The following is a 17,984-nucleotide window of genomic DNA, read 5'->3' as shown; positions in this document are numbered from 1 at the left end:
TAACTTCATCCTTTCTATGTTCGTGCATCATTTTAATTGCGTAGCGGCTTGCCTGTGTCAAGCATGTAACTGATTCTTTCGTATGTCTTTTCTGTCTGCAGAAGCTCTAAAAATCTTTCTCTTTCAAGCTTTTGCAAATACCTCTGATTGACATATGTGTTACGCGGCAGATCTCCGCCCGATAATACTTCTGCAATTTTCAACGTAATATCGTAATCATGGTCACTGATAAAGTTACCGAGACGCTGAGCATCAAGCGTTCCCTGCGCCAGTGCTTTAAAGTCACTGCCAAGAGCAATGTACTTGCCTTTCGGTTTCGGAATATAGTTCATTTCAGATTCAAGGCGCGCTTTATTTAACGCGGCTTCCACCCGCTTCTCCATATTCAGAATGATTGAATCGGTATCGCGTAAATAACCGTATCGCTTTGCTTCATAGGCATTCGTCGAAACTTTTGCCATACCGATATTGGTCAGCACTTCTGTCATGGACTTCTGCTTATCATCATGTTTATGCGTCGTACTTAATATACGGTCTGACATTTCAGCAAGTCCGCCGCCGCTTGGTAAGAGGCCGACACCCGCTTCAACCATACCGGTGTATGTTTCACTCGCCGCAACAACAAATGGCGAATGAAGGATGAGTTCACATCCGCCGCCGAGGGCTTTCCCCTGCACAGCAGTGACAATGGGCTTTAATGCGTACTTCATTCTGTTGAAACTTTCATGTAGCTGATCGATTGCCGGGCCGACCAGGTCATCCACTTTTTTCATTTCATGCGCTTTTTTCATCATATACAGGTTCGCACCGACACTGAAGTTTCTGCCGTCCGCATACAAAACCATGCTTGAATAATCTTCAGTTTCCAGCAGATCAACCGCTTCAATCAGATCCTTCGCAAAGCCGTCGGAAATAATATTATTCTGACTCTGCAGCTTCAGGAGCAGCTGGTCTTTATTTGCCACAGATAAATTAGAATCTTCACGATTCCAGATTTCACTGTCGATAAATTCTTTGACAGGCGTCACGCGCTCCAGTGACTCATTCACATCGTAAAAAGAATCACTTCTGTTTTCTATCCATTCAGGCAATTCCCCGAGCTCTTCTTTCATACGTTCTTTTACACGTTCAAAGCCCATCATATCCCACAGCTGGAACGGACCTTTTTTCCAGTTGAAGCCCCAAACGACTGCACGATCTATATCTTTATAATCCGACGCCGCTTTCGGTACATTGAGTGCAGAATAATAAAAATTGTTCCTCAATGTTTCCCACATGAATAACCCGGCTTTATCATCGGCATTAAAAATAATATCCATATTCGCCTTTAAATCTTTGCTGAATTTACCGAGAATTTCAAATGCCGGCTGTGACTGCTCGACATATTCATTAGTCTCAGGATCAAAGACTAGGATGCCTTTCTTTTCTTTCTTATAAAATCCCTGTTTGGTCTTTCTGCCAAGAGCACCGTTTTCCATCAGTTTTTCAGCAAGCTCGGTATCATGGAAAAATTCTTTTTCGCCCGGTACCTGCTGCAGTCCCTTTGTCACGGTCACTGCAATATCCAGTCCGACCAGATCGACAAGACCATATGTCCCAAGGCTCGGTCGTCCGATACTGCGGCCGGTCAATGCATCCGTTTCAGTAATTGACAGTCCCTCTTTTTCAGCTCTGTACATCACTTCATTCATCGTCTGTGTGCCGACACGGTTTGCGACAAACCCGGGTACATCGTTCGCAACGACCACTCCTTTACCGAGCTTCTCTTCAGCAAAGTCCTGAGCAGCATTCACAACCGCTTCATCCGTATCTTTAAGCGGGATGATTTCAACGAGCTTCATGATACGCGGCGGGTTGAAGAAATGCATTCCGAAAAATCTCTGACGTTCATCATCGCTGAACACTTTAGAGATGTATTCGATTGGAATACCCGACGTGTTTGTCGCAAATAATGCATCGTCCTTTGCGACTGCCTTCACTTTATTCCACACGCTGTGTTTAATATCCAGTTCTTCTTTCACCGCTTCGATGTATATATCTGCATCATCCTGCTCCTTTAGATCCTCATCAAAGTTGCCGTATGTCAGATTCGGTGCAAAATCCAAATCGAACAGCTGCGGTCGTTTCTTATCTGTAATCATCTCATAAGATTTTCTTGAAATCTTATTCGGATCTTTTTCATCTATAGCTATATCAAGTAATTTCACTTTCAAACCCGCGTTGACGAGCAGGGCAGCAATTTGACTGCCCATAACGCCTGCGCCGAGTATAGTTGCCTTTCTTATCGTCATGAAAAACCCTCCAAATTATATTATCTGTCATGCTGAAAAATGGACGCCTACAGGAATGCAGAATCTCCGGTCAATGCACGTCCTATGACGAGTGCATTGATTTCATGGGTACCTTCATAAGTGTAAACCGCTTCAGCATCGGAGAAGAACCGTGCAATATCATACTCAGCGAGAATGCCGTTTCCGCCTGTGATGCCGCGTCCCATCGATACGGACTCACGCAGTCTGAGAGCATTCATCATTTTCGCCGTCGATGTTGCGACTTCATCATATTCACCGTTCTCCTGCATGCGTGCCAGCTGTGCCGATAACGTCATCGCATGCGACAGGTTTCCCTGCATCATTGCGAGTTTTTCCTGAATCAGCTGATATTTGCTGATTTCTTTACCGAACTGCTTGCGCTGTGTGACATAATCAAGCGTTGCACGCAGTGCACCCGCCATGGCACCAGTCGCCATGTAAGCAACGCCTGCACGTGTAGAGTAAAGAATCTTCGCAATATCTTTGAAGCTGTTAATATTCTGCAGACGGTCTTCTTCCTTTACGGCAACATCTTTCAAATGGATATTCGTATTCGGTATGATTCTGAGTGCGATCTTATTTTCAATCACATCGATATCCACGCCGTCCTGCTCCGGCCGGATGATAAATCCTTTCGGTTTTCCTGTATCCACATCTACGGCAAATAAAGGAATCACATCCGATACATTGGCACCACCGATCCATTTTTTCGTCCCGTTGATGATCCACTGATCACCGTCACGTTTTGCGGTTGTTTCCAGCCCGCCTGCGACGTCAGAACCGTGCTCCGGCTCAGTCAGTGCAAAACATGTTCTCAATTCATGCGACTGCAGCTTCGGTATATAATGTGCTACCTGTTCTTTCGAACCGCCGAACAGAAATGCATTATGGCCGAGGCCCTGGTGCACCCCGAGTACAGTAACTAAAGACACGTCGAATCGTGCCACAGTATATGACATGAAGAACTGGAACAGCTGGCTCGGTGTTTTCGCCCCTTCACGTCCTTCAAACAACAATGGGTTTCTGAAATAGTTCAGCTTCCCCATATCATCAAAAAAGTCTTCCGGCACTGTGGCATTCACCCAGTGGTCGTTGATTGAATCACGGTACTTTGTTTCCAGCAGATCATCCAGCTGTTTTAAAAACTCAACTTCCCCTTCAGTTAATTCTTTTGATACATTCAACAGATCTTCCGGGTATAATTCTTTCAATACTTTATCTTTTTCAGTCATAATGTTCCCTCCGCATTTATGATAACGCTTACAATCATGTTTAGAAATTTCATTAATTCATTTCTTTTTCTTTAGCTTTTTCATTCATCATTCTCTGGATTTCCATCCTGTCCGGCTTCGCCGTAGAGTTTAATGGAATATCTTTCATCTCAAGATAAAGTCTTGGAATTTTATATCCCGCCACTCTTTCTCTTATATGTGCATCCAGAATCTCTTCGTAGTTCTCAGTTTCTTCAGCAAGAACAATCGCAGCAGATACAGATTCCCCGTATTCAGGGTTGTCATAACCGACGACAATCGCTGTTTTTACTATTGGATGTTCTGAAAGTGCAGCTTCAACTTCAGAAGGCAGTACGTTTTCTCCGCCGGTAATGATCAGCTCTTTTTTACGGTTGACGATAAAGATGTCCCCTTCTCCATCTTTTTTTGCAAGGTCTCCGGTTAAGAAATAACCGTCGCGGAATGATTTGGCAGTCATTTCCGGTTTGTTCCAGTACCCTGCCGTGACGTTTTTACCTTTAACCCCAAGTTCACCGATTTCTCCGTCTTCTGTTTCACTGCCGTCATCGTTGAACAGTTTCATATCAACGTACATGATCGGCTTTCCGATTGTCATCGGCTTCACTTTTGAATTGTGCGGTGTATTGACCATCGCAAGCGGTGCTTCTGTCAGGCCGTAACCATTGATCAGCGTAAGCCCCATGCTTTCAAACTTCTTCTGGACAGCCGGCAGCGGTGCCGATCCGCCCTGTATCAGATATTCGATATTCTCGAAGTTTTTCGGATTGAAATTCTCCGCAGCAAGCATGCCGTAAAACATCGTCGGAATCATGATTAAGTAATCCGGTTTGAATTTCGCCATCAGATCATTAATTTCAGCGCCGTCGAAGTATCTGTGAAGAACGAGCGTCCCGCCTGCCATAAGTAGCGGCAGTGCAGTATCGTTCAGGCCGAGTACATGGAACATCGGTGTCGAAATGATAGACGTCTGGTTGGCGTTTGTTTTATATGTCAGTGCTGCATTGATGACGTTCGAAACATATGATTCATATGTGAACATGACCCCTTTAGGCAGTCCCGTCGTCCCGCTCGTATACATCAGAGATGCCAGATCGTCTCTTTCGACATCAACCGTTTCAAACGGGCGGTGATTTTCCGGGCTGCATATTTCATCATATTCCGCTGAATCGATATCCATGTGCAGCAGTTCTTCAGGCGTACCTGTCAGACTCTCTTTATGTCGCAGTGAATAGAAAATCATCTTCACACCGGAATCTTCGATGATGCTCTGGATTTCCATAGGCTTTAAGCGCCAGTTGATCGGCAAAAATACAACACCCATTTTAAATGATGCTAACAATAGATCGAATATCGCTACGTCGTTCGGCGCAAAAATCCCGACAACGTCACCACGTTTGATGCCCTGATCCTTCAAATGATTCGCCAGGTTTTCCGCACGAATATTCATCTCCTGGTATGACCACTCCGTCCCCTTCTGAGGGTCAATGACCGCTGCTTTTTCTTCATCGTAATCCGATCTTGTTTTAATCCAATCATAATTCATTTAAATCTTCCCCTTTGTTAATAGTTATTCTTTGATCGATTGTGCAAGTTTCCCCCATGTTTCATGAAAAATGCCTTTGTCGATGACTTTCAGATTTTCAGATATGACAGGCTTGAAATCCATCTGTGACAGAACATCACGTTCCAACTCAAGACCCGGTGCGATTTCAATCATTTCCAAACCTTCATCAGTCAGCTGGAAGACTGCGCGTTCCGTAACATAATAGACGGTCTGTCCAAGTTCTCTGGAATAAGCAGCATTAAAGTCCAGACTTTTAACATGATCTACAAACTTCTTCGAAAACCCCTCTTCTTCAATATGCAATTCATTATTTTCACAGGCCGACTTCGCCCCCACGACCATCGTCCCTGAAAATATCAATGTTTTAATCGTCTGACTGATATCTATAAATCCGCCGCTGCCATTCATTCTGTCCCCGAACTTCGATACGTTGACATTTCCCGAACCGTCGATTTCAGCAAAACTCAGAAACGCAATGTCCAGACCGCCATTAAAAATAAAGTCCCATGTCATATCATGCCGCATTCTGGCATCAAGATTGTAATTCATGCCGAAGTGATTCCCGCTGCCGATCATACCGCCGAAAATTCCCGTATCGATATTCAATCTGACAAGATCATCAGCACGTTCTTCTCTTAAGACATTGCTCAGTTCATTATTGATGCCGTAGCCGACGCTGACAGCATCCCCCTTTTTTAAAAACTGCGATGAACGTCTTAATATGATTTTTCTGGCACTGAAGTCCAAATATTTCTCTTTCGATTTTACAATTCTGTGGTGGCCGGACAGAGCCGGATCATAATAAGTCTGAATGACCTGTTTATGATATTTTGGATTTTTATTTACAACGACATAGTCGACAAGCTCCCCCGGTATAAAGACCTCATTCGGATTATATCTTCCGCTTTCAATGATCTCTTTGACCTGCACGATGACTTTGCCGTTGTTCTGCCGCGCAGCCGAAGCAGCACTGAACCCTTCACCGAGATGAGATTCATGGGTCATAAAAATATTCCCTTTCTCATCCGCATATGTTCCCCGGAGCAGCGTCACATCAATGGCGGGAAAATTATAATGAAGATATTCTTCATCATTAATTTCAAGCAATGAAACCAGATCCTCCTCAGTGACATCGTTCATTTTACCGCCTGAATGTCTCGGATCCACAACCGTGTTCAATCCGATTTTGGAAATCATTCCCGGCAAAGATGATGAATGATGCCTGTAATGTGTCGCAATAACGCCCTGTGGCAGAAAATAACCCTCAATCTCATTATTCTTGATCGCTTCGATTGTAAACGGTGACGCTATAATTAAACTGGAAATGATTCTTTTCACCATACCCCTTGCTACAAAAGAATCGAAATCGAAACCGTCATCAAAGTCACTGATATCATTTGAAACGATAAAAGTCAGATTATCAGGTGTCCCGTCTTCATCATGCTGTTCCGCCAGGTGCTTTAATATTTCCATCGGCAGGTTGCCGGTGGATAAGGCAGCAACAGCAATAACATCTCCGTTTTTAACAATATTTTTTAAATCTCTGTATGAAATAATCTCCATATCCCAATCTCCCGACATTTAATAAAATTTTCTAATTATAAACATTCCTTTGTTTTCCCCCTTTTCACATTAATAAATGTAACACCACATTTCTTAAATGTAAACGATTTCATTTCAAATAATTCAATATTTTTAAAATTTTAATTTCATACCTAATACTAAGACTTGGTCCTAATAATCAGTGGTCAAACCACTGTCATTAACGTTATATCAAGGGTTATTGTTATTTTTACCTTTTGAAACTTTTGAAATATATTATTTAATTATAATGAAATAAATAAAAGTTGACTTTTAACTCAAAAAATGTCCAAGCACATAAAAAATCACCAGGCACTCACCTGATGATTTAATAATCGGCTTACTATTCTTCCATTACTTCAGATTTTTCATTAAATTTTTACACATATTCCAAAACTCATTCCCAGTCATCTTAAATCGATCATTCTTTGAAATATTTAAAAGGCAATAAAATCAATTGTTTCAAAATCTCCATGTCCTTTAAGTAAGCCACCTGAAAAATTGACACCCCCTCCCCCTTCTTCACCACACATCTGATACGGAACAAACGGATGACTTGTGTTTATTCACTCCATCGTTTTTCAGCCAAATAAAAAATACCCTTGTCAAACCGAAGTTTGACAAGGGTATTAAGTAACGGACAGTTAGGGATTTGAACCCTAGAAACGGGAAAACCGTTTACACGCGTTCCAGGCGTGCGCCTTAAGCCGCTCGGCCAACTGTCCACAATAAAAATAGAAGTGCAATGAGTACACTTCTAATTATGACCCGTACGGGACTCGAACCCGTGTTACCGCCGTGAAAGGGCGGTGTCTTAACCGCTTGACCAACGGGCCAAAAGCTCCACAGGTAGGATTCGAACCTACGACCGATCGGTTAACAGCCGATAGCTCTACCACTGAGCTACTGTGGAATAATAAGTAAAAGCGGGTGATCGGAATCGAACCGACAACATCAGCTTGGAAGGCTGAGGTTATACCATTTAACTACACCCGCATCAAAATATAAAGGGCGGCTGATGGGGTTCGAACCCACGCATGCCGGAACCACAATCCGGTGTGTTAACCACTTCACCACAACCGCCATAAAGGTGCTAAATGGTCCAGGACGGAATCGAACCGCCGACACAAGGATTTTCAATCCTTTGCTCTACCGACTGAGCTACTGGACCTGCATATGTAATTAAAACAAATGGCGGTCCCGACGGGAATTGAACCCGCGATCTCCTGCGTGACAGGCAGGCATGTTAACCGCTACACCACGGGACCACTTCAAATAAAAAAATTGCGGGAGTTGGATTCGAACCAACGACCTCCGGGTTATGAGCCCGACGAGCTACCGAACTGCTCCATCCCGCGGCAATATTATTAGAGCGCTTTTAACGCCTGAATATTATATTATCCTTTTTCCTGAATCTTTTCAAGTATTTTTTACTATATTTTAATGTTAAATTTACACCTTCTTAATGAATAGTGACGATTATCATCCAATTACTATATTTCAACCTACTTTTAATTCTGATATATTCTGGTATAATATACATGTTATTTTAAGACTCATATATCGTTATATATGAAGTCATTGAGAGGATTGTATTTTATGAAAGAAAATTTTTGGCAGGATCTGCCCCGCCCTTTTTTCGTGCTGGCACCAATGGAAGATGTGACTGATGTGGTGTTCCGCCATGTAGTCTCTGAAGCAGCAGCGCCTGATGTGTATTTTACAGAGTTTACAAACTCTGACAGCTACTGCCACCCGGACGGGAAAGCCAGTGTACGCGGCCGGCTGTCTTTTACAGAAGATGAACAGCCGATTGTTGCTCATATTTGGGGAGATAAGCCCGAACATTTCCGGGAAATGAGCATCGGCATGGCGGAAGCCGGATTCAAAGGTCTCGATATCAACATGGGATGTCCGGTCGCCAATGTGGTCGGCAACGGCAAGGGATGCGGCCTGATCCAGCGCCCCGAAGTGGCGGCCGAACTGATACAGGCAGCAAAGGCAGGCGGTCTTCCCGTCAGTGTCAAAACCCGTCTCGGCATGCTTAAAGTGGATGAATGGCACGACTGGCTGAAGCATATTTTGGAACAGGATATTGCGAACCTTTCCATCCACCTCCGTACAAGAAAAGAGATGAGTAAAGTGGATGCACACTGGGAACTGATCCCGGAAATCAAAAAACTTCGTGATGAAATCGCACCGGATACTCTCCTTACAATCAATGGTGACATCCCCGACCGTAAAACAGGTCTGGAACTCGTTGAAAAATATGGTGTGGACGGCGTGATGATCGGCCGTGGCATATTTAAAAACCCGTTTGCGTTCGAAGTGGATCAAAAGGAACACACCAGTGATGAATACCTCGAACTGCTGCGTCTGCACCTTGATCTTTTTGATAAATATTCAGAAATCGTAGAAAGAAGATATATTACACTTCACCGCTTCTTCAAAATATACGTCAAAGGATTCAGAGGCGCCGGAGAACTCAGGAATAACCTGATGAACACAAAGTCCACTGATGAGGCACGTTCATTACTGGATGCATTTGCGCTGCAGTATGAGATAGCAAGATAAGGCCAAGGGAGTGGTTACTATGATGTATGTCGCTTTACTCCGCGGTATCAATATCGGCGGCAGAAACAAGGTCGATATGAAAATTCTTAAAAAGTCATTTGAAACAGCCGGCATGACGGACGTGGTCACTTATATCAATTCAGGCAACATCATTTTTACAAATAAAGACCCTAATACTTTCAAATTGGCAGAAACGCTTGAAGCAGTCATTCTTAAAGATTTCGAACTGGATATAAAAGTCCTGCTCAGAAGTAAAGATGAGATCGAAAATATCATACATTTTCTGCCGGAAAACTGGAAGAATGATAATGACATGAAGAGCGATGTCATGTTTTTATGGGACGAGATCGATGATGAATCCATACTGGAAAATTTAAAAATCCGACCTGATATCGACAATGTCATATACAGACCCGGCGCCGTCCTCTGGTCAGTGGATAAGGTAAATGCTTCTAAAAGCGGAATTTCTAAAATCGTTGGCACAAAAATTTATAAAAAAATGACAGTCAGAAATGTCAACACTGTCCGAAAAATCCACAGCCTGATGCAGGAAGCAGAATAACCCCCCCTTATTCGGGGGTTATTTATTTTGTTCATAATATTCGTTCATCGCACTTTGCATGAATTCAGAAAGACCATCTCCAAATTCATCGATATTTTTTGTAAACCTCTCATCTTCCACATACATATCGCCAAGACTTTTGAAGGCAGCCAGGGAGTATTCTCCCATTTCATTCAGAAATACAAACCATTTATTGATTTCGGACTGCGCCTCTTCACTTGAAGGGTCGGTATGCCTGACTTCTGCAAGGTCTGTTAATATTTCCCTGAATTTCGTTTCCAGTTCTTCTGTGCCCATCTGTCTCATTTTTCTATTGGATTCATCAACTGCCGCATCACCCCACCGTTCCCTCGCTTCCTGCTCGTATGGGTTATTGCTGAAATCTATTCCACTAAATTTATCTTCATTTGTCATTTCTATCTCTCCATTCATGTTTTGAATTGTTAAATCAATTGTGTTTACCATTGCTGAAAGCCGGCTTCTTTCTTCCAGCAGCATCTTTTTTTGCATTAAAAGCGCTTCTTTTTGATCGTAATCCGGATCTGAAACAATCTTTTGGATATTGGCAAGTTTGAAACCGAGCTTCCTGAAAAATAAAACCTGCTGTAATTTTGCCAGATCATCACTCGTGTATACTCTGTACTCATTATTTTCATGCCTGTCCGGGCTGATCAGACCGATTTCATCATAATGATGCAGTGTTCTGATACTCACGCCGACAAGATCAGCGACTTCTTTTGTTTTCATGATCTCACCTCCTCTATATTTATAATTTAGTCCATCACGTTACGTTATGGTCAATGGCTTTATTCATATATTAATTGATATGTATAATTTTCAAAAACTATAATATAATATATGAAACGAACTATACATAAAGGATGTTTATATGAGTCGCAAACGAAATTTTGACCTTAATCAGCTGAATAACCGCCGAAACAGAAGGATGATCAAAAAACTCGGCTGGCCGGGCGTGTTGCTGGTCGTTGTCCTTGTCGCCGTCACCTATTTCTTTTCAGGGGAAGATTCAGATTCAACCGGAGGCTCCGGAGAATATACGCTTGGGGAGTTTCATGAAGTGACCGTGGACCAATTAATTGATGGAGATACCACACGGTTCAATTTCGAGGGACAGAGCGAAAGTTTCAGATATCTGATCATCGACACACCTGAAGTGAATACAGACTCCGGCACTCCCGAACCGTATGCCGTGGAAGCAGCAGACAGGGTCGAGGAACTACTGACAGAGGCAGACACGATCGAAGTGGAATTCGATGTCGGTCCCACTACAGATGACTATGACAGGTTCCTCGCCTATGTATATGCTGACGGCGAAATGATCAATGAAGTGTTGCTCCGTGAAGGACTCGCTACAGTACGTTACGCCAACCCTCCGAATACCAGTTATCTGGAACAGTTCGAAGAGGCGGAAGAACAGGCGAAGAATGACAATGCGGGAATGTGGTCTGAATAGAAAACCTTGAATGACAATTTGTATGTCATTCAAGGTTTTTTTATTTTACCATTTACAAAAGACATTTTACACTGTATAGTTGATTACACAACTAATCAACCAATCATGACAGGCGGTGTTTATTTTGTGAGAACTGTACTTGATGAATCAAGACCAATATTCCAGCAAATCTATGAAATGATTGAAGACGATATAATCGAAGGCGACCTTGAAGAAGGCGATCAGATCCCTTCAACTACAGAACTGTCAAAGTTTTATCAGATCAACCGGGCAACAGCTCAAAAAGGCCTTGCGATGCTGATTGAAGATGGCAGTGCATATAAACAGAGAGGTGTCGGTATTTTCGTTGCTGAAGGCGCCACACAAAATCTGATAGAAAAACGAAAGAAAGAATTTCAGCTGCAATTTATCAAGCCTATGCTTGAAGAATCGAAAAGACTTCGCATGACAAAAGAAGAGGTCATTAAATTTATAAAGGAGGACAATGATGATTAATATAAAAAATTTATCATTCGCGTATGACAAAAAGAACATATTAAAAGATGTGAACTTATCTGAAACAGAACCTTTGATCGTCGGTCTATGGGGACGGAATGGTTCCGGAAAGACGACATTGATGAAAATCTTATCAGGCTTGGAGAAGCCCGGGAGCGGCATTGTTGAAGTGGACGGCGTTGTTCCCTACAACAATATTGAAGCAATGCATCATGTATTATTCATGCAGGAAGACCACCCCTACTCTGATCTATGGGATGTGAACGATGCTCTCGGTTTCGCCAGTGATTTCAACCGTAACTGGGATCAGACGCTCGCCGACGAGCTTGTGTATATTTTCCAGCTTCCGAGAAACCAGAAAATACGTAAATTTTCCAAAGGAATGAATACGATGATCACCATAGTCATCGGACTTGCGAGTAAATCCCCCGTTACGATTTTTGATGAACCTTCAAATGGTCTCGATGCGCATATGAGGAAACAGTTTTATGATATGACAGTACTGGAAGAAAGAAAACTCGGTAAGCAGTTAAAAGTCATGGTTGATGAAGCCTACACCGAAAATTTGAAAATGCGCGCAGAAGCAAACGATCTCACTATAGAAAAGGCACCGTTCCAGGATTATCTCGTAAATTTAACAAAAAGGGAGTCGAATATTAATGCATTCGCTTAAAGGTTCGCTGAAAATTGTTTCAAAAGAAATGGGCGTGACACTCTATATCAATATAGCATTGACAATCGCCTTATTCGCACTTTATCTGTTCATCAGTTTCCGGGCAGATCCCGGTGAGTACCTGGGAGTCATATTCGGTCCGTTTTATGTAATATTTCTTGTCTATCCGTTTATCTTTTTCAAAAGCTACAACTTTATACTTGCCCTCGGCGGTACAAGAAAACAGTTCATTGTTTCATCATTCATATCAACACTGGCTTTTCTCATCTTATGTACCATCATATTAAACGTGCTTCATCTGATCAGCGGGATGACATTCCAAAATGGTCATGTTTTCCACATGGCAGGTATATTGAATGATCCGAACCCGGCAATGTATTTTTGGATCGACTTTTTATGGTTGATTATTTTATCCGGAATCGGCATGTTCGCGCAGGTAATCAACTTCAATCTCGGTACGATCCGCACACTTACTCTGGCAGCAGTGTTGATTCTTGCAGCGGTCACCGCATATTTCTTCCTTGATATAACACCATTATTCGAATTCATCATCATGGATCATCTGTTATTCGTTCATATACTCGCCCTGGCGTCACTAATATTGCTGGTACTGTCAGCATTCATGATGAAAAATGCACCTTTGGAACGCGGAGACAGAAAGCTCTTTACCGCTTCAGCAACAAATTAAACGACTTTGGAAACGTACAAGAAATAGTTCATGAAAAATGCTCTCCCTGCAACAGTCCACTTTAAAGTATCTGTCTCAGAGAGAGCATATATATGCCTTTTAAGGTATTTTGAGCTGATTAATGATAAGATTCTATTTAACCGCTTCTTTGGAGTCTGGATGTTCAATCCAGTCTGAGGACCAATTTTCTATATCCCTTAATACCGGTTCGAGTGACTCACCTTTCTCTGTCAATGAGTATTCAATGACAACAGGTGTTTCAGGATACACATCCCTTTTGATTAAGCCCTCCTGCTCCATATTTTTCAGTCTGTCTGAGAGCACTTTGCCACTGACACCAATTGCAGATTGAATTTCCCCGAATCTTTTTGGAGATTCCAGCATTTGATATATGACAAGCGCAGTCCAGCGCTGACTTAAAATATTAACAGCTTTTTCGAACCGTGGGCACATTTCACCTTGCTTTTGCCTCATGACTATCACTTCCTTTTCATATATTATAACATAAGTACTTATCTTTTAAAAGATTAACTTATTACTTGATTAAATCAATTGGTTAATGTATACTTGATTACAAATAGTAACTAATAAGGAGACTTAATATGAATTTTCATAAAGCACCTGTAAACAATGTTTCAGAAGTAACTATAAATGTAAGTGATTTACAAAAATCCTTGGATTTCTACCAGGAAGTCATCGGCTTCAAAGTCATATCCCAAATAGGCAATGAAGCAGAACTCTCTGCCGACGGAAAAACCACTCTGCTCCGATTGGTCAGACCTTCCAACCCCATGAATCAGCACAGAACAAGCGGATTATATCATTTCGCAATTCTATTGCCGAAACGTTCAGATCTTGCAGCGTTTCTCAGACATCTTTCCACGAAAGATATCAGGCTCGGCGCATCCGACCATGCTGTCAGTGAAGCTTTATACCTGGATGATCCGGACGGTAATGGCATTGAAATATACCGCGACCGTGCACCTGAAGAATGGAGCTGGAATGACGGTCAGGTTCATATGGTCACCGAGCCACTCAATGTACAAGAGGTTTTGAAGACCGAAACCGGCGAGCCGTTTAATGGTCTTCCGGAAGATACTGTAATGGGACATCTCCACCTCCATGTGGCAAATATTGAAGAGGCTGTCCATTTTTATACAAAAGGACTTGGTCTTGACATGATTTTAAGATTTGGTCCACAGGCTGCTTTTTTAGGTTTTGACAACTATCACCACCATATAGCTGTCAACGTCTGGAACGGCGTCGGCGCACCTAAACCGGATAAAAACAGTACTGGCCTGAACTATTATGTGATGAAGTATCATACTGCAGAAGCAGTTGAAAAGACAGTTGAAAACTTAAGGGAATTAGGCTATGAAGTCGAAGAAACATCTGAAGGCTATTTCTCGGAAGATCCTTCAGGCAACAGAGTCTTGATCAGTGAATAATTTTTTTATCAAATAAAGCCAATTTTCAATTGACAACGATTCTCATTTAGAATATAATTCTAATTGAAAATGATTATCAGTTACAATTTATTGGCCCCCCAAAAATTAGTACACATGAGTACTTTCTATCTATAGAATCATTTTCAACTACAATAAATTATATTCGAAATATTAAGGATCAATAGAGCCTTAAATATTCAAAAAGAGGAAGCAAATCTTGATATCAAGATTTGCTTCTTCTTTTATGTTTATCTTAAAAATTGAATCAATATCCTGTCCAGTTGATATTTGCCAGATAATAAAGAATAAAAGCACCGGTGATCATCCATAAAATGAACAATGGGATCATAAATTTCAACCATGAACCGAAGTTCGCCCTTGCCAGCGCAATCGCGCCCACCGTAGCCCCGAGTGTCGGTGTAATCAAGTTGCCAAGTCCGCCGCCAAATCCAATTGCCGTAATCAACACTTGCTGGGTAAGCCCCAACACATCTGCAACAGGCTCCAGAATCGGCACCATCACACCCATCAGTCCGGATCCAGAAGGAACAAGGAAATTGAATATCATATTGATGATGAAAATGACAATGGCAGAAATGCCGAGCGGCAAGTCATCCAGCTGATCCGTCATCATAAAGACAATCGTATTCAGAATCTGTCCTTCTGTCAGTATGACACTGATTGTTGTCGCCAAAATGATGACTATTGCAACAATCACCATATCCTGAACACCTTTTGTAAATGAAGAGATCATTTCATCCACTGATTTTCTCTTGATCAGAAAGCTTAATAGGAATGCTATAAAAAACACAGTGATGAATGTGCTGTTCCCGTATACTTCAGACCAGCCGAGCACTGTATTGCCGATTGCAAGAATAATCGGTGCAATAATCATGATCATCAGGACTGTCACATCCTGCCACGACACACTGTCCACCTTCACTGCATCCTCACTCTCTGTTTCAGAATCCAGTTCTTTCAGCCAATGGTCATTGCTCATCAGACTTTTTGCAGGTTTACTCTCAACCCGTTTTGTATACCACGCAACGTACAGGCCCGTGATGATCAAAAAGATGATGAAAATGATCGTCCTCATACTATAACCCGAAAACAGCGGTGTATCACTCGCAAAAATCTGTCCCAGCATCGCCATTCCAGACGGACCGACTGAAAAGCCCATGAACAGCGGCAAAAATGTCATAGCCAGTGCTGATATGGGATCAAGTCTCAACTGTCTGGCCATGATTACACCAAGTGTGACAAAAACAATCATCATATCTCCGCCGATAAAGAAACCTATGAAACCCATCAGGGTGAAAAGGCCGAGTGATAAAGCCATGGCTCCGATATTCTTATATTTGTATACGAGATAATTGATGATATTCGGTATCGAATCCAGCTGGAATATCGCACCAAAGAAGCCGCCCATGAAAAGCAACAGAACAATGACCGTACTGGCCTGCACTCCACCGTCAAGAATCAGATTCAGCGCCTCGACCGGATTCACCGGCGTCTGTTCTATCGTCCCGTATGTGCCGGGAATCGGATTGCCGTCTTCGTTCGTGTCAAACTGTCCTGCAGGTACTATGTAAGTGAATAAGCAGGCCACCAGCATAAGCGATAACATGATGACAATGACATTCGGCATTTTAAATTTCGATTTTTTCGGTTCATTCGCTTCCGCTTGACTCATAAATGATACCCCCCCTTTAATTCCTACTATAAAAGTAGGATAAAGGTCATGGTATCATATAACTTTCTCAATTAAAATAAAAAGGAACCGCTGAAATTTATTATTATCATCTGGATATTATCTTGTTAAAATATAGTAAATAACATAAAGCCAGCTGAAAATACCGTGTATGATCGCCCACAATATCGATTGATGAAGGCTCCAGGATATCGTTATTGCCAAAACTGTACCGAATCCAACCCCTGTTTTCACGACTGATTTTCCACTTTCCATCACCTTTCACTCCTTTATATTTAAATTGTGTAAATTTATAAAATTAAATTGTGTTTTTATATTGAATTTTATTAACCAAATTGATACAATGATTAATGTTCGGTTGAAAAACAATATTAATATTCCACAGTAGCTCAGTGGTAGAGCTATCGGCTGTTAACCGATCGGTCGTAGGTTCGAATCCTACCTGTGGAGCCATATGGAGATGTACTCAAGTGGCTGAAGAGGTGCCCCTGCTAAGGGCATAGGTCGCATTGTGCGGCGCGAGGGTTCAAATCCCTCCATCTCCGTTATGTACCCTGTAACCTGCGTGGTTATAGGGTTTTTGTTTTCTGTGACCTCTTTTTGACCTCACTTTGACCTTCATAAGCATAAAAACGCCCACTTTTTACGGTGGGCGCTCTACTCCATGACCAATGAAGATTCATTTGAACTACACGATAGACTAAGTATAACATTAATAATTAATTTATTGTAAGTATGAAGTCTGAACATTTCGAATGTGGTTAGTCAGATTCAATATATATAGTAGAATGATTGTAAAGGGAGGTATTCTTATGAAGCATAATGATGGATGGCAACCTTGCCCACGTTGCGAATCGAACAAAGTGAAACAAATCAGTAGATCAATGATGATGTTCGCTATTTGGTGTTTAGGCATCATATTTTTGTTAGTTGGTATCATTTTATGGTTCTTACTACCTATTGCAGGCATACTATTCCTAGCAGCGCCATTTGCCCTATTTGCACCCCGAATGAACCAATGCAAAGATTGCAATTATTCATGGGCTGCCAAGAAACAAAAGGCATAAAAAAATCCCTCCAGTTTCCACACTGTGAGGGATTCAAACAATTATATAGAAGTTCAATATTGTAATTTAATTATAACATACTCACTATCTATACAAACTCATATCAGCCATTTCCAGCAGAACTTTTCCAGCAGCTATTCTTTCGTAACTTTCCTCTTCTTCTATGTCTTTTAAATATAGATAGTAATCAATGATTGGCGAATAAATCTTTATCTGTTCAGTTTCATTATGTTTCACTTTCTGTGCAGATCCCCTCGTATAGTAAGTTTTATAGTCTTTCTTTTTATCAGTCTTTCGACTTGGATATTCCGGGATAACCCTGGATAATAAAGCCATAGATTTGAAAGGATCTAATGGGCATGAGCTATCTCCCCTTGTAGTTGAACTACACTTTAAGACTGCTCCCCTGGCCATGCGAATGAATTTCAAACGCACAAGCTGTATCCATAAGCATCAAATGAATCCATGTAGTAGTGGGTTCTGCAGCCATTGATGTTTATGAATGAATACTCATACGCGAGGTTGAATCCTGTCGCATGTATCCAGGGGTATCCCGGAGTACCCAAGTCTATTAAATAATCA

The 17,984-nt window shown here is 41.8% G+C and carries 17 protein-coding genes and 10 tRNA genes; 10 read left to right on the top strand and 17 right to left on the bottom strand.

The genetic code is table 11. From position 1 onward, the window contains the following. Positions 1-32: 32 nt before the first annotated feature. From fadB to BLR15_RS08470, 12 genes are all read right to left on the bottom strand, one after another. The gene (gene fadB / locus BLR15_RS08525; protein WP_092986570.1) at positions 33-2,291 is read right to left on the bottom strand and encodes a 3-hydroxyacyl-CoA dehydrogenase/crotonase FadB; all 2,259 of its coding nucleotides are present in this window, start codon (positions 2,289-2,291) and stop codon (positions 33-35) included. Between the two features lie 47 nt (positions 2,292-2,338). Continuing rightward, positions 2,339-3,544 carry an acyl-CoA dehydrogenase FadE gene (gene fadE, locus BLR15_RS08520; protein ID WP_092986568.1) on the bottom strand — a complete coding sequence of 402 codons (1,206 nt, stop codon included), beginning with the start codon at positions 3,542-3,544 and terminating at the stop codon, positions 2,339-2,341. Positions 3,545-3,596: 52 nt separating this feature from the next. Continuing rightward, positions 3,597-5,108: a long-chain-fatty-acid--CoA ligase FadD gene (gene fadD / locus BLR15_RS08515; RefSeq protein ID WP_092986566.1), complete on the bottom strand. Its 1,512-nt coding sequence runs from the start codon at positions 5,106-5,108 to the stop codon at positions 3,597-3,599. A gap of 24 nt (positions 5,109-5,132) precedes the next feature. Then, positions 5,133-6,692: a fatty acid degradation protein FadX gene (gene fadX, locus BLR15_RS08510; RefSeq protein WP_092986564.1), complete on the bottom strand. Its 1,560-nt coding sequence runs from the start codon at positions 6,690-6,692 to the stop codon at positions 5,133-5,135. A 655-nt stretch (positions 6,693-7,347) separates the two neighbouring features. Next, positions 7,348-7,435 (bottom strand) — tRNA-Ser (locus tag BLR15_RS08505). 39 nt (positions 7,436-7,474) lie between these two features. Further along, a tRNA-Glu gene (locus BLR15_RS08500) sits at positions 7,475-7,546 on the bottom strand. Positions 7,547-7,551: 5 nt separating this feature from the next. Beyond that, positions 7,552-7,623 (bottom strand) — tRNA-Asn (locus tag BLR15_RS08495). A 12-nt stretch (positions 7,624-7,635) separates the two neighbouring features. Next, positions 7,636-7,706: transfer RNA gene (locus BLR15_RS08490), tRNA-Gly, on the bottom strand. 14 nt (positions 7,707-7,720) lie between these two features. Next, positions 7,721-7,793: transfer RNA gene (locus tag BLR15_RS08485), tRNA-His, on the bottom strand. A gap of 15 nt (positions 7,794-7,808) precedes the next feature. Beyond that, a tRNA-Phe gene (locus BLR15_RS08480) sits at positions 7,809-7,881 on the bottom strand. Positions 7,882-7,902: 21 nt separating this feature from the next. Next, positions 7,903-7,978, bottom strand: a tRNA-Asp gene (locus BLR15_RS08475). A gap of 16 nt (positions 7,979-7,994) precedes the next feature. Then, positions 7,995-8,068, bottom strand: a tRNA-Met gene (locus BLR15_RS08470). A 241-nt stretch (positions 8,069-8,309) separates the two neighbouring features. On the opposite strand from BLR15_RS08470, the gene BLR15_RS08465 reads away from it, so the two are divergent. After that, complete coding sequence (locus BLR15_RS08465; protein ID WP_092986562.1) at positions 8,310-9,284, top strand: tRNA dihydrouridine synthase; 975 nt, start codon at positions 8,310-8,312, stop codon at positions 9,282-9,284. A gap of 19 nt (positions 9,285-9,303) precedes the next feature. Then, the gene (locus BLR15_RS08460) at positions 9,304-9,846 is read left to right on the top strand and encodes a DUF1697 domain-containing protein (protein WP_092986560.1); all 543 of its coding nucleotides are present in this window, start codon (positions 9,304-9,306) and stop codon (positions 9,844-9,846) included. An 18-nt stretch (positions 9,847-9,864) separates the two neighbouring features. On the opposite strand, the gene BLR15_RS08455 is transcribed toward BLR15_RS08460, so the two are convergent. Further along, positions 9,865-10,593: a MerR family transcriptional regulator gene (locus tag BLR15_RS08455; RefSeq protein ID WP_092986557.1), complete on the bottom strand. Its 729-nt coding sequence runs from the start codon at positions 10,591-10,593 to the stop codon at positions 9,865-9,867. Positions 10,594-10,735: 142 nt separating this feature from the next. On the opposite strand from BLR15_RS08455, the gene BLR15_RS08450 reads away from it, so the two are divergent. From BLR15_RS08450 to BLR15_RS08435, 4 genes are all read left to right on the top strand, one after another. Next, positions 10,736-11,320 (top strand): thermonuclease family protein, encoded by a 585-nt coding sequence (locus tag BLR15_RS08450; protein ID WP_092986555.1) that lies wholly within the window; start codon positions 10,736-10,738, stop codon positions 11,318-11,320. Positions 11,321-11,446: 126 nt separating this feature from the next. Further along, positions 11,447-11,815 carry a GntR family transcriptional regulator gene (locus BLR15_RS08445; RefSeq protein WP_092986553.1) on the top strand — a complete coding sequence of 123 codons (369 nt, stop codon included), beginning with the start codon at positions 11,447-11,449 and terminating at the stop codon, positions 11,813-11,815. Beyond that, a complete protein-coding gene (locus tag BLR15_RS08440; protein ID WP_092986551.1) occupies positions 11,808-12,488 on the top strand; it encodes an ATP-binding cassette domain-containing protein in 681 nt (226 codons plus the stop codon). Before BLR15_RS08445 ends, BLR15_RS08440 begins: the two co-directional genes overlap by 8 nt. Next, a complete protein-coding gene (locus BLR15_RS08435; protein WP_092986549.1) occupies positions 12,475-13,176 on the top strand; it encodes a hypothetical protein in 702 nt (233 codons plus the stop codon). Before BLR15_RS08440 ends, BLR15_RS08435 begins: the two co-directional genes overlap by 14 nt. Before the next feature lie 132 nt (positions 13,177-13,308). Here BLR15_RS08435 and BLR15_RS08430 read toward each other — a convergent pair whose 3' ends face one another. Then, positions 13,309-13,650 carry a winged helix-turn-helix transcriptional regulator gene (locus BLR15_RS08430; protein WP_092986547.1) on the bottom strand — a complete coding sequence of 114 codons (342 nt, stop codon included), beginning with the start codon at positions 13,648-13,650 and terminating at the stop codon, positions 13,309-13,311. A 128-nt stretch (positions 13,651-13,778) separates the two neighbouring features. On the opposite strand from BLR15_RS08430, the gene BLR15_RS08425 reads away from it, so the two are divergent. After that, the gene (locus BLR15_RS08425) at positions 13,779-14,624 is read left to right on the top strand and encodes a VOC family protein (RefSeq protein ID WP_092986545.1); all 846 of its coding nucleotides are present in this window, start codon (positions 13,779-13,781) and stop codon (positions 14,622-14,624) included. A gap of 265 nt (positions 14,625-14,889) precedes the next feature. Here the strand turns inward: BLR15_RS08425 and BLR15_RS08420 are convergent, their stop codons facing one another. Both BLR15_RS08420 and BLR15_RS14055 read right to left on the bottom strand, forming a co-directional pair. Then, entirely contained in the window at positions 14,890-16,317 is a 1,428-nt protein-coding gene (locus tag BLR15_RS08420; protein WP_092986543.1) for a Na+/H+ antiporter NhaC family protein, read from the bottom strand. A 117-nt stretch (positions 16,318-16,434) separates the two neighbouring features. Next, complete coding sequence (locus tag BLR15_RS14055; RefSeq protein WP_176754109.1) at positions 16,435-16,590, bottom strand: hypothetical protein; 156 nt, start codon at positions 16,588-16,590, stop codon at positions 16,435-16,437. Positions 16,591-16,713: 123 nt separating this feature from the next. Between BLR15_RS14055 and BLR15_RS08415 the strand changes: the two genes are divergently transcribed. The 3 genes from BLR15_RS08415 (at position 16,714) to BLR15_RS08405 (ending at position 17,402) form a co-directional block, all read left to right on the top strand. Next, positions 16,714-16,788, top strand: a tRNA-Asn gene (locus BLR15_RS08415). 3 nt (positions 16,789-16,791) lie between these two features. Then, positions 16,792-16,880: transfer RNA gene (locus BLR15_RS08410), tRNA-Ser, on the top strand. 267 nt (positions 16,881-17,147) lie between these two features. Beyond that, on the top strand, positions 17,148-17,402 hold the full coding sequence (locus BLR15_RS08405; protein ID WP_092986541.1) for a hypothetical protein: 255 nt from the start codon (positions 17,148-17,150) through the stop codon (positions 17,400-17,402). 84 nt (positions 17,403-17,486) lie between these two features. Here the strand turns inward: BLR15_RS08405 and BLR15_RS08400 are convergent, their stop codons facing one another. Then, positions 17,487-17,816, bottom strand: coding sequence for a hypothetical protein (locus BLR15_RS08400; protein ID WP_143003945.1), 330 nt, complete (start codon positions 17,814-17,816; stop codon positions 17,487-17,489). Positions 17,817-17,984: the final 168 nt, after the last annotated feature.

Source organism: Lacicoccus qingdaonensis, from assembly GCF_900101075.1.
Taxonomy (GTDB): domain Bacteria; phylum Bacillota; class Bacilli; order Staphylococcales; family Salinicoccaceae; genus Lacicoccus; species Lacicoccus qingdaonensis.
This window is presented reverse-complemented; position numbering and strand designations above follow the sequence as displayed.